Origin of the sequence: Novosphingobium sp. HR1a (genome assembly GCF_015594425.1) — a bacterium.
Taxonomy (GTDB): domain Bacteria; phylum Pseudomonadota; class Alphaproteobacteria; order Sphingomonadales; family Sphingomonadaceae; genus Novosphingobium; species Novosphingobium resinovorum_A.
The window spans coordinates 1-12,302 of the sequence record NZ_JABXWS010000031.1 but is presented as its reverse complement, the minus strand read 5'-3'; the positions used below and the strand labels follow the sequence as shown (position 1 = coordinate 12,302).

Here is a 12,302-nt window from a genome sequence, read left to right as displayed (position 1 = left end):
CGTCCCGGACTTGATCCGGGACCGCTGGCGGTGAACCGCCCACCTCATCGGCGCGCGCAGCAAGCTCCTACCTAAAGACCGCCGGCGGTCCCGGATCAAGTCCGGGACGACGCGGGAAGACGATTGTATTTCCGCGCGGCGCCGCATATCCCGCCAATCACCCCTGTCATGACTGATTTCTCCCGCATCATCACGGCCTCGGCGCCGTTGACCCTCGCCTCGGTCACTCGCGGTTCGCAGCCGCTGGTCATGGCCGACCTTGCCCGCGCCATTGCTCCGAAAGGCCGCGCCGTCTTCGTCGCGGACAACGACCAGGCGATGAGCGCCGTCGCCAGCGCCGCGCAGTTCTTCGCGCCCGAACTGGAGGTCATCGAGTTTCCCGCGTGGGACTGCCTGCCCTACGACCGCGCCAGCCCCGCGCTGTCGGTCAGCGCCCGCCGCCTCGCCGCGCTCCATGCGTTGCAGTTGAAGCGACAGGGGCCGCAGCTTCTTGTGACCACCACCAATGCCCTGCTCCAGCGCGTGCTCACCCCGTTCCGCATCCGCGAATCGGTGCGCTTGCTCAAGCCCGGCATGGAGATCGGCCACGAAAGCCTGATCGGCCTGCTGCGCCGCCAGGGCTACCAGCGCACCGACACCGCGATCGACGCGGGCGAGTTCGCGGTGCGCGGCTCGATCTTCGACATCGTGCCGAGCGGCCTCGAAGGCGGCCTGCGCCTCGACTTCTTCGGGGACGAGCTGGAAACGCTGCGCCTGTTCGACACCGGCACCCAGCGCTCCAGCGGCACCGTACCCGACCACCTGCTGCTGCCCGCCAGCGAAGCTCTGATGGACGAGGACACCGTCAAGCGCTTCCGCACCCGCTACCGCGAGATGTTCGGCACCAACGCCACGGCCGACCCGCTCTACCAGGCGGTCAGCGACGGGCGCCGCCTTGCCGGCATGGAGCACTGGCTACCGCTGTTCGAGGACCGGCTGGTCACCCTGTTCGACCACCTCGGCCCCGATGACCTGATCGTGATGGACACCGCCGCGATCGGCGCCGTGGACGAGCGCGTCACCGACATCGCGGACTACCACAAGGCCCGCCTCGAAACCTCGGGCCAGAAGGCCGGCTCCTACCGCCCGCTGGCGACCGATTCGCTCTATCTCGGCAAGGACGAGCTGGACGAACTGATCGCCGCCCACCCCGTCCACCGCGCCGATCCCTTCGCCCAGCCGGAAAGCGGCAAGGTGATCGACTTCGGCTTCGGCAACGCACGCGATTTCGCCCCCGAGCGCGCGCGAGGAGACAATGCCTACGAGGCCGCCGCCAAGCACCTCCACGCCATCGCCAAGTCGGGCCGCAAGGCGATCCTCGCCGCCTACTCGCCCGGCAGCCGCGCCCGCCTCGTCTCGATCCTCGGCGAAGCGAAAGGCCCGGAGCCGCGCGTCGCGGAGACCTGGCAGGAAGCGCTGGGCCTTGCCGTGCAGGGTCGCTCCGCCGCGCTGGTGCTGCCGCTGGAGACCGGTTTCTCCAACGATTCCGTCGAAGTCATCACCGAGCAGGACATCCTTGGCGACCGCCTCGTCCGCCGGAAGAAAAAGAAGAAGGATTCCGACGCCTTCCTCGCCGAACTCGCGGCGCTGACGCCGGGCGATCTCGTCGTCCACATGGATCATGGCATCGGCCGGTACGAAGGCCTGCAGTCGATCCCAGTCGGCAAGAGCCCGCACGACTGCGTAATGCTGACCTACTCCGGCGGCGACAAGCTCTATATCCCGGTCGAGAACCTCGACGTCCTCTCGCGCTACGGCAGCGAGGCGGAAGGCGCCCTGCTCGACAAGCTGGGCGGCGAGGCTTGGCAGAAGCGCCGCGCCCGCCTGAAGGAGCGCATCCGCGAGATCGCGGGTGAACTGATGAAGACCGCCGCCGAACGCGCACTGCGCGAGGCGCCCGCGCTCGTCGCCGAGGAATCGAGCTTCAACCAGTTCGTCGACCGCTTCCCCTGGCAGGAAACCGAGGACCAGGAAGCAGCGATCGCCGATACGCTGGAAGACCTCTCCAGCGGCCGCCCGATGGATCGCCTCGTCTGCGGCGACGTTGGCTTCGGCAAGACCGAAGTGGCCCTGCGCGCCGCCTTCGTCGCGGCGATGGCGGGCCAGCAAGTCGCCGTCGTCGCGCCCACCACGCTGCTGGCGCGCCAGCACTTCTCCGGCTTCGCGGACCGGTTCGCGGGCTTCCCGCTCAACGTCGGCCGCCTCTCGCGCCTCGTGCCCGAAAAGGAAGCCAAGGCCACCCGCGACGGGCTGGCGGACGGCACCATGGACGTGGTCTGCGGCACGCACGCGATCCTCTCCAAGACGGTCAGCTTCAAGCGCCTCGGCCTCGTCATCGTCGACGAGGAACAGCGCTTCGGCGTGAACCACAAGGAGAAGCTCAAGCAGCTTCGCGCCGACGTGCACGTCCTGACGCTCACCGCCACGCCGATCCCGCGCACGCTGCAGATGGCCATGTCGGGCCTGCGCGAACTCTCCACCATCCAGACCCCACCGGTCGACCGCCTCGCGGTGCGCACGTACGTGATGGAATGGGACGAGATGGTGATGCGCGAGGCCCTGCTGCGCGAACACCACCGCGGCGGCCAGAGCTTCATCGTCGTCCCCCGCATCTCCGACATGCCCGAGATCGAGGACTGGCTGCACAAGAACGTGCCCGAGGTGAAGTACATCTCCGCCCACGGCCAGATGAGCGCGGGCGACGTGGAAGAGCGCATGAGCGCCTTCTACGAGGGCAAGTACGAGGTGCTGCTCTCCACCACGATCGTGGAAAGCGGCATCGACATTCCGCGCGCCAACACGATCATCATCCACCGCGCCGACCGCTTCGGCCTCGCCCAGCTCTACCAGCTGCGCGGCCGCGTGGGCCGATCCAAGCTGCGCGCCTATGCCTATCTGACGACCCCGCCCGACCGCGCCTTGTCCGAAGTGGCCGAAAAGCGCCTCAAGGTGCTGGGCGATCTCGATTCGCTCGGCGCAGGCTTCCAGCTCGCCAGCCACGACCTCGACATTCGCGGCGCGGGCAATCTCCTTGGTGACGAGCAATCCGGCCACATTCGCGAAGTCGGCTTCGAACTCTACCAGTCGATGCTGGAGGACGCGATCCTCGCCGCGCGCGCGGGCGGCGTCGGGCTGGAGAAGGACACCTCGGGCCTGTCCCCGCAGATCACAGTCGAAGCGCCGATCATGATCCCGGAAGAGTACGTACCGGACCTCGCCGTCCGCATGGCGCTCTACCGCCGCCTGAACGATGCGGATTCGCGCGCGGAGATAGAATCGCTCTCCGCCGAGATGATCGACCGCTTCGGCCCCCTGCCCCAACCGACCGCGAACCTCGTGCAGCTGATCCAGATCAAGCGGCAGGCGATCGAGGCGCACATCGCCAAGATCGACGTGGGCCCGCGCGGGACTTTGGTGAGCTTCCACAACGACAGCTTCCCGAACCCGGTTGGGTTGATCGCCTATGCCGAGCGGCTGAACGGCGCGGTAAAGCTGCGGCCGGACAACAAGCTGGTCCTGCAACGGGCGTGGGGCGATCCGAAGAGCCGGCTCAACGGGTTGCTGCAGCTGACCAAGGGCTTGAGTGCAGTGGCGCGGAAGGGGTGATTATGCAGGAGTTTACCACCCCTGCACCCCGTGAAATGTCAAGGTAGCGCGCGCAGCTTCGGCGTTCTGAAATTGCAAAATCGGCATTACGGCCTGTGGCACTTTTTCCACTTCGTCATTGCGAGCGTAGCGAAGCAATCCAGGGCAGTTTCAAGCCGCTCTGGATTGCTTCGCTACGCTCGCAATGACGAGATAAGGCGCCGCAGGCTATGAATCAGCCCGCAATGCGCACCCCACGCCGCTGGACGCGCCACACCGACAGGTATCGGGGGTGCAGGGGGGCTATGCTCCCCTGCTCTTATCCTTCTTCCCTTCAGCCCGGGCCAGCTTCGCAAACATCGCCGCACTCATAGGCTGCGCCCGCAGGAACCCCTGAAAATACGCGCACCCCTCGCGCGCTGCGACCTCACGCTGGCCTTCTTCCTCGATCCCTTCGGCGATCACTTCGAGATCCAGCGCCTTCGCCATCGCCACGATCGCGCGCAGTACCGCCACGTCGCGGCGGTCGGTGGTCACGCCGTCGATCATCGAACGGTCGAGCTTCAGGTAGTGGATCGGCAGCACCTTCAGGTAGCGGAAGTTGCAGAACCCCGCCCCGAAGTCGTCCAACGCGATGCGGATGCCCTGCGCCGAAAATTCCGCCATCGTCTGCGCAACCATCTCGATGTCGGCGATGAGGGCCTGCTCGGTGATCTCCAGCGTCAGCTGCCGCAGCGGGAAGCCGGTCTCGCGGATCAGCTCGAACATCTGCCGGGTATAGCTGGCGAAGGCGAGGTCGGCGGGCGTCACGTTGATCGAGAGCCGCAGCTGGCCCGGCCATGCCCGGGCGGCGAACATCGCCTTGCGGGCGATGTGGCGGGACAATGGCCCGATGTGGTCGGCGCGCTCGGCGATGGCGAACAGCGCGCCGGCGCCGATACGGCCGAGTTCCGGGTGGTTCCAGCGGGCGAGCGCCTCGGCGCCGGTCAGGCGGTCGTCGGCAAGGTTGAACTGGGGCTGGAACAGTACTTCGATCTCGTCGCGGTCGATGGCGACGAGGAGATCGGCCTCCAGCTGCTGCGCCGAGCGGCCGGGCGGGGTCACCTCGCCATCGGCCCAGGCGAGGCGGGTGCCGGCCTGCTCGTAGGCCTCGCCCAGCGCGTGGCCGAGACGGTCGAGCATCGATTCGACGCTCTCGCCGGTCAGCGCGCGGATCAGCGCGACACGGGGGGAAAGGCGCAGCATGCCGGTGCTGACCGGGATCGGCCGCGCGATCATGTCGGCCAGCTGGTCCGCCACAAGCTGCCAGCGCTCGCGGCTGCAGGCCTCGTTAGCGACGAGAAGGAAGCTGCCGCCCCCTGCCCGCGCCAGCAACCAGGGGCCGTCGAGTTCCTGTTCCGCGAAGTGGCCGATGCGCGCGGCGACTTCCTCCAGCGCGCCGTCGCCCGCGGCCTCGCCATAAGCCATGTTGATCGCATCGAGGCGGCGCAGGCTGAGCAGCATGGCGTGGACATGCGCCATGTGCGGCATCAGCGCCGGGTCTTCGCGCCACGCAGCGATGCGATCGTGGACTGCGTCGAGCCCGGGAATGCCGGACAGACGATCCTCGATCCGCTTCGCAGGATTGCGGACCCGATCTTTCATGCCTGCATCGTTCAGTTTAACGCCCATCACGCCGCCATAACCCAAACCCCTTGCAAAACCCTTCAAAATTCGCGAGCCCCGGTCCCGGAATGGGACCTTCGGAAAACATGATGGGGAAAGACGTGAAGCTGGCGCTCATCGTCTCGGACAGCGCCAAGGCCCAGGCCGGGGCCATGCTCCTGCGCGATTCGCATCCATGGGTGTCCTCGCAGGAGGCCGACGTGCTGGTCGTGCTGGGCGGAGACGGCTTCCTGCTGCACGTGCTGCACGAATTGCTGGACCATGATTCGATCAAGCCGGTCTACGGGATGAACCTGGGCACGCTGGGATTCCTGATGAACGGCCCGCTCGAGGATGGCGAGACCATTGCCCGGCGCGTGGCCGAAGCGCATCCGGTCCCCGTGCGCCCTCTGTGCATGGATGCCGTGACGCAGAACGGCAGCAAGTTCAGCTACTATGCCTTCAACGAAGTCTCCCTGCTGCGCGAGACGCGCCAGACCGCGAAGATCGAAGTCCGCATCAACGGCCGGGTTCGCATGGAGGAACTGGCGGGCGATGGCATCCTGCTGGCGACGCCGGTGGGCTCCACCGCATACAACCTCTCGGCCCATGGCCCGATTCTCCCGCTGGGTTCGCGCATGGTGGCGATGACGCCGCTCAACCCGTTCCGGCCCCGCCGCTGGAAGGGCGCGATCCTGCCGGAAAGCGCGAGCGTGGAGCTGCGTATTCTCGAGCCCGGCAAGCGCCCCGTCGCCGCCGTCGCCGACCACAAGGAAGTGCGCGACGTCGCCATCGTGCGGATCAGCGCGACGGCGGAAAAGGAGCTGACCCTGCTGTTCGACCCCGGCTTCACGCTGGAGGAGCGGATCTTCGCCGAGCAGTTCCAGGTCTGAGGGAAGAAATTTCGAAAATAGATCAGATTTTCTGCATCAGGGGGTTGCCAAGGCCGATGAAGCTGTTATTGGCGCACCCCTGCCCGGCGGTGGTAACACTGACAGGCTGCTCCCCGATAGCTCAGCGGTAGAGCATTCGACTGTTAATCGAATGGCCGTAGGTTCGAATCCTACTCGGGGAGCCACACTTTTCCAGCCCCAGAAATCTGATTGTTTTCAATCAGATGGGGTTCGAGAGTGATTTATAATCCGAATTCCGCACATTGCACATTTTTGCAACAGATTGGTATATCAGGGTTTTTTGTTCAAATCCTGCTTGGTGCCTCCTTCATTTCGGCGGACCGGATACCAAAAATCCAGCTCCATGAACTCGTGGGGAAAATGATCGCCTGCAAGGCCATCGCCCTTCATCCAAAGATTTGCAGGATCGCGCCTGGCCTTCAATGGCGAGGGCACTGAAGTGCCGAACCGACAGAAATGCGCCCCTGAACGCAGGAATTGGCCCAAAGCGGCATTTGCCAGCGCCGATTAGTGCAAATTGTCTGGGCTGCCCCTCATGCTCAGGCAGGACAGAATTTATGCGTAGTGTCTGTTCGCCCGCGCCACTGATCCACGGATGCAACCTCGGTTAGAGTTTTCAGTGTCCAAGAGACTGGCACCGACCCATTCCGGCCGCTCAGCGGCCAATTTTTCGCTACTAGGTTCGGAAAGTCCGGTTTCTTATCATGGTGCCCATGGCTCGCCGTAGATGGGGCCAAGTCGCGGGCAGCAAAGTGCATTAGCAATCTGCTTCCCCTTATCGGCGCTGGATATCTCAGTGATTGGAAATATGCTCTCCCAAATTACGTCCAGCGATGTAACCGAAGGTCATGCCTGGCCCTAATGTGCCGCCCGCTCCGCCGTAGACGTCGCCCAGCACCGCCGCCATCGCGTTGCCCGTAGCGTAAAACCGGGGATCGGGTTGCCGCTCCAGTCGATAACCTGAGCTTCGGCGTTGGTCTTGCGACCGCCTGCAGTGCCCAGCCCGCCAGCTTCCATCTTGACCGCGAAGTACGGCCCCTGATCGATCTTGCCCAAAGTGCGGAACGGCGCTTCGAATGCGGTATCGCCCCACATATAAAAGTTACTTCAGCTTGAACTCGAGTTTGCGAAGCGTCCCCGAGAACCGGCTGCTCGCGATCGTGTAGTCGCCGTTTACCGGGGTGATGGTGTCCATGCCGACGTCGAACCCCTCGGTATGAGACATCCAGCCCCGGATCGTGCGCCCGATCCGCCCGCTGCTAACCGGCTTACCATCGATGCTGATCGTCAGCGTGCCGCCCGAACCCAGCTCCTGCTTGTCCGCTTGGAAAGCCGCAGTCAGGGTATGGTGACCTGCCGTAACCGGTTCCGCCGCGCGGATGGCGAACTGGTCAGTCCCCACCGCATTGTAGTGGAACACTGGCACCCCGTCCTTCAGGTAGAAGGCATAGCCGCCGAAGCGCCCGCCCTGCGTCACCAGCACGCCCTGCGCCCCTGCGGGCAGATCCACGTCGGCGTCGATCGTGAAGGATTTGCCGATGGTGTGCGGCGCGGCGTCCTCGTTCAGATGGCTGAGCGGGGCGAGATAGGTGAACTCGGTGCGGTTGCCGCCAAGCGTCGGACGGCCCTCGGCACCCTGGCTGTAGTCGTGGATCGGCAGGATGTTGTTGGCCGCCGCCTCCTTCCAGAACAGATCCTGCAGTTCCTTGAGCTTCGCCGGATTCTTCGCTGCAAGGTCGTTGGCGGTGGTAAAGTCCCTGTCGAGGTTGAACAGGGTCCACTTGCGGTTCTCCGGGCCGACGCCGAGCTTGCGGTCCTCGCCCACGCCCACTTCCCAGGCCATGCGCTTGGGCAGCGTGCCCGCCATCCAGCCATCGTGGTAGATGCCGAAGTTCTCCATCATCTCGTAGATTTGCGTGCGCCTTGCGGATGGGGCCTTGGGTGCCGCGAAGCTGTAGGCGAGGCTGATGCCGTCGATCGGCTGCTGCTTCACGCCCTGCACGGTTTCGGGAGCCTTGACGCCTGCGGCTTCCAGGATCGTCGGCGCGACGTCGCTGACGTGGGCGTACTGGCCGCGGAAGGTGCCGCCGTCGCGGATGCGCGCGGGCCATGACACGACCATGCCGTTGCGCGTGCCGCCCGCCTGCGAGGCGATCTGCTTCCACCACGGATAGGGGCTGTTCATCGCCCAGGCCCATGCAGCGTTGAAGTGGTTGTAGACGTAAGGCCCGCCAATCTCGTCGTAGTGCGAGGCGAGTTCGGCGAAGGTCTCCTTGTGCCCGGTGATCGCGGACTGTTCGAAGGCAAGGCCGTCGAGGCCGCCTTCGGCGCTCGATCCGTTGTCGCCCTCGATATAGACGATCATCGTGTTGTCGTACTGGCCGCTGTCCTTCAGCGACTGGATCAGGCGGCCGGTCTCATGATCGGCATAAGCGACGGTGGCGGCATAGGCCTCCATCAGCCGGGCGTAGACCTTTCGATGCTCGGCATCGAGCGAATTCCAAGCAGGCAGCGATGCCGGGCGCGGGGAGAGCACGGAATCCTTCGGGATCAAGCCCATCGCCTTCTGGCGCCGGAAGGTTGCCTCGCGGACCTTGTCCCAGCCCTGGTCGAACTTGCCCTTGTACTTGTCGAGCCATTCCTGCGGCGCCTGATGCGGCGTGTGCGCGGCGCCCGAGGCGTAATACATGAAGAACGGCTTGTCCGGCGCGCTGGCCTTGTGCCGCTGGAGCCAGCCGATCGCGTGGTCGGCGATGTCGCGCTCGAAGTGGTAACCCGGCTGGTCGGGCTGCTCAACCGGCTTCTCGTTCTCGACGAGGTTGGGGTTCCACAGCGAGGTATCCGCCGAAAGGAAGCCGTAGAAATACTCGAAGCCGAGGCCGGTAGGCCAGCGATCGAAGGGCCCGGCGGGGCTCATTTCCCATTCGGGGGTGATGTGGCCCTTGCCGAACATCGCGGTGTTGTAGCCCGCTTCCTTGAGCGTCTCGGCGACCGTCGCCGCGCTTTTGGGGATGACGGTGGTGTAGCCGTCGTAACCGGTGGGCAGGTTGGTGACGTTGCCCATGTTGACGTTCTGTGGCAGGCGCCCGGTCAGCAGCGAGGCGCGCGTGGGCGAGCACAGCGCGGTCGTATTGAAGCGGGTATAGCGCAGGCCCTGCTTCGCCAGTGCCTCGAAATTGGGGGTATCGACCGGGCCGCCGTAGGCGCTGGTGACGCCGTAGCCGACATCGTCGGTCATGATGAGCAGGACGTTCGGCGCCCCCCTGGGCGCGGCCGGCTCGCTCGGCCAGCGCGGTGCGTGCGTGGTCTCGACGGTGCGGCCCACAGTGTCGGCAGCGACCTGCGCGAAGCCTGCGGACGAGCAGACGAGCGTGGAAGTCGCGAGGAGCGCGGCGAGGATCTGCGACGGCCTGTTCATGATTGCATCCTTCTCGGTGCCCTCCCCACGGAAAAAGGGCGGGCTTCGGACATGCCGAAGCCCGAGGGGGAGGATTTGGGGGGATCAGTAGCGGAAGGTGACTTGCGCCTGGACGGTGCGGGGCACGCTGGCGTAGCCGATCTGGTCGGCGACGACGCCCGCAAGGGTGCCGGTGCCCGATCCGGTGTTCGGCGCATCGGTGCCGCCGATGGCGTACCAGCGATTGGTCAGGTTCTTGCCGATGAGCTGCAGCTGCCAGTGCTCGTCCGCCGTAGTGAACGATATCGACCCGTCGAGCGACACGTAGCGGTGCTGCTTCGTATAGGGATTGCCGAAGGCCGAAGCGAGGTAGCTGCCGCTGTATCGGGCATCAAGACCGAAGGCGAACTTCGCCCCGCTCTCCATCAGCGCTTCGTACGAGGCGCCGAGGTTACCGGTCCATTCCGGCGCGTTGGCGGTGACTTGCCCGCGCAGGTTCTGGCGGTTGGCGGCCGTGTCGGTCGCCGGATCGAACGGACGCGAGCTGTCGGTGGCCGCGACATAGACCAGATTGCAGCCCTCGCCCCGCGTCTGCCCGGCCCAGCACGGCGCGCCGGGCGCATCGCCGTAGCGCGCGCGGTTGTAGTTGACGCTGCCGTGCAGGTTGAAGCCGTCAAGCGCGCGCGGGGCCACTTCGAACTCCAGCTCCACGCCCTTGGTCCGCGCCGACCCGGCATTGATGGTGGTGAAGGCGAAGATGTCCGACCGGAAGAAGTCCAGCTGCAGGTTGTTGTACCTGAAGTTGTAGGCGGTCAGGTTCAGGCGCAGCTGGCGGTCGAGCAGCGTGGTCTTGATGCCTGCCTCGAAGCCTTTGGCCTTCTCCGGATCAAACTCGAAGTCGGCGAGGCCGGCGCTGGGGCTGTAGATACCCGAGTTTGAGAAGCCGCCGGACTTGTAGGCGGTCTTGTAGGCGCCGTAGACGGTGATGTCCGCGCTCGGCTTCCACGTCACCGTGGCTTCGGGCGACCAGTCCTCGAAATCCTGGTTCGAGTTCAGCGTCACGCCCGGCAGGAAGATGCCCTGCGCCACGCGGATCGGGTGCGAATAGGGCTGGAGGAAGTAGCTGTCCTTGCTCTCCGAGGTATAGCGCACGCCGCCCGCGACCTCGACGTTCTGGATCGGCCGCAGGATCAACTGGCCGAACATCGCGTATGTCTCGCCCCTGGTCTGCGAGTCCTTGGAATTGGCGAGATAGCGACGATAGCCCGGCGTCGCGGCGCTGTTCTCAAGCCCGCCCGAGGCCGTCCATGCATCGTAATCGCGCATGGTGGACTGGTAGTAGCCGCCGATCATCGCATCCCAGAAGCTGCCGGTGCTGGTCTGCGCGCGCACTTCCTGCGAGAAGGCATGGAAGCTGGAATCCTCGGTCGCGAATACGCCCGGTGCACCCGATCGTGAAAGGCTGTCGCCGTCGAACTGAAAGGTGTTGCGGTTCCAGTTGTAGTTGGTGACCGACGAGATCGTCAGGTCGTCGAGCGCCCATGTCAGCCCGAGGTTGACCGCCCACGACTTGTACTGGTTGCCCTGCGCGCCGTCCTTGTTGGCATAAGGCTGGGTCGCGGCGATATCGAGCGGTGTGCGGTTGGCCGAGGATTCGAAGCGGCGTCCGCAACGGATGGCCGGATTGCCCGCCGAGGCGCCCGTGGGGCAGTAGTACAGCACCGAACCGGCGCTGGGGTTGTTGCTGTCGTTCACGCCGTAATTGGCCTTGAGCACGGCGGTCAGCGTGTCGGTCGGCTCCCACTTCAGTGTGGCGCGCACATAGGCTTCCTTGGAGCGCCCGTCTCCGGCGGCATCCGAGGTGTGCAGTGTCGGCGTGACCACTTGCGAGGTCGAAGTGCGATCCAGCGTGGGGTAGGTCTGCGTCGTGCCGACCTGCTTGTAGTAGCCGTCGAACTGCTTGCTGGCGCGTGCCGCCACGCGGATGCCCAGCGTGTCGCTCAGCGGGGTGGAGACGATCGCCTCGCCGTAGACCTGCTTCGCCGCGAATTCGTAGCCGCCGCGCGCGATCACTTCCAGCTTGTCGCCGGGGTCCGCCGTGGTGATCGAGACGACGCCCGCCGTCGCGTTCTTGCCGAAGAACAGCGCCTGCGGGCCTTTCAGGATTTCCAGTCGGCCAAGGTCGAAGAAGCCTTCGTTGATCGTGCGGCCCTGCCCGTAATAGGCCCCGTCGACGATCACCGCGACCGACTGCTCCAGCCCGATCGAGGTGGTGTTGGAGCCGATCCCGCGCAGCACCAGCGTCGCACCCGAACCCGAAGGCGTGCGCCCGATCGAGAACGAAGGCGTCATCGCGGCGACGCGCTCTAGGTTCGACAGGTCGTATTGCTGCATCTTCTCGGCACTGATCGCGACGACGGCGACCGGCACGTCCTGCGTGGTTTCCTGCCGCTTGCGCGCTGTGACGATGATGTCGCCGATGCCGCCTTCCTGAGAGGTGGTCTGCTGCGAATCCTGCGCGAAGGCGGCCGGAGCGCAGCCAAGCGCAAGGCCCGCCGAAGCGGTCAGCAGCAGCGCACGGCGCAATTCGCGAAGGCGAGCGGGCACGGCCCGATCCTGTCGAGGCATGAGGTTCTTCTCCCGATTTTTCTTCTAGGCCGCCACCCAGTTCGCGACCAGTGTTTAAAACATATGCGTTAATCAATATAACGCACCTGTTTTAA

Annotated in this window: 6 protein-coding genes and 1 tRNA gene; 3 read left to right on the top strand and 4 right to left on the bottom strand. The window is 65.2% G+C overall.

From position 1 onward, the window contains the following. Positions 1-168: 168 nt before the first annotated feature. A complete protein-coding gene (mfd, locus tag HWN72_RS06020) occupies positions 169-3,645 on the top strand; it encodes a transcription-repair coupling factor (RefSeq protein WP_069707632.1) in 3,477 nt (1,158 codons plus the stop codon). A gap of 282 nt (positions 3,646-3,927) precedes the next feature. On the opposite strand, the gene HWN72_RS06015 is transcribed toward mfd, so the two are convergent. After that, complete coding sequence (locus HWN72_RS06015) at positions 3,928-5,268, bottom strand: GGDEF domain-containing phosphodiesterase (protein ID WP_231958139.1); 1,341 nt, start codon at positions 5,266-5,268, stop codon at positions 3,928-3,930. Between the two features lie 107 nt (positions 5,269-5,375). On the opposite strand from HWN72_RS06015, the gene HWN72_RS06010 reads away from it, so the two are divergent. Beyond that, the gene (locus HWN72_RS06010) at positions 5,376-6,161 is read left to right on the top strand and encodes an NAD kinase (protein ID WP_231958138.1); all 786 of its coding nucleotides are present in this window, start codon (positions 5,376-5,378) and stop codon (positions 6,159-6,161) included. Between the two features lie 110 nt (positions 6,162-6,271). After that, positions 6,272-6,346: transfer RNA gene (locus HWN72_RS06005), tRNA-Asn, on the top strand. A gap of 694 nt (positions 6,347-7,040) precedes the next feature. Here the strand turns inward: HWN72_RS06005 and HWN72_RS06000 are convergent. From HWN72_RS06000 to HWN72_RS05990, 3 genes are all read right to left on the bottom strand, one after another. Next, a complete protein-coding gene (locus tag HWN72_RS06000; protein ID WP_008832665.1) occupies positions 7,041-7,277 on the bottom strand; it encodes an FAD-binding protein in 237 nt (78 codons plus the stop codon). 7 nt (positions 7,278-7,284) lie between these two features. Further along, positions 7,285-9,600, bottom strand: a complete 2,316-nt coding sequence (locus HWN72_RS05995) for an arylsulfatase (RefSeq protein WP_069707629.1) — start codon at positions 9,598-9,600, stop codon at positions 7,285-7,287. Positions 9,601-9,684: 84 nt separating this feature from the next. Beyond that, positions 9,685-12,186, bottom strand: a complete 2,502-nt coding sequence (locus HWN72_RS05990) for a TonB-dependent receptor (RefSeq protein ID WP_083274571.1) — start codon at positions 12,184-12,186, stop codon at positions 9,685-9,687. Between the last annotated feature and the right edge of the window lie 116 nt (positions 12,187-12,302).

Bases quoted from the DNA above. Each gene is read 5' to 3' on its own strand.
- HWN72_RS05995 (WP_069707629.1), bottom strand. From the start codon at position 9,600: ATGAACAGGCCGTCGCAGATCCTCGCCGCGCTCCTCGCGACTTCCACG.
- HWN72_RS06000 (WP_008832665.1), bottom strand. From the start codon at position 7,277: ATGTGGGGCGATACCGCATTCGAAGCGCCGTTCCGCACTTTGGGCAAG.
- HWN72_RS06015 (WP_231958139.1), bottom strand. From the start codon at position 5,268: ATGAAAGATCGGGTCCGCAATCCTGCGAAGCGGATCGAGGATCGTCTG.
- HWN72_RS06010 (WP_231958138.1), top strand. From the start codon at position 5,376: ATGATGGGGAAAGACGTGAAGCTGGCGCTCATCGTCTCGGACAGCGCC.
- mfd (WP_069707632.1), top strand. From the start codon at position 169: ATGACTGATTTCTCCCGCATCATCACGGCCTCGGCGCCGTTGACCCTC.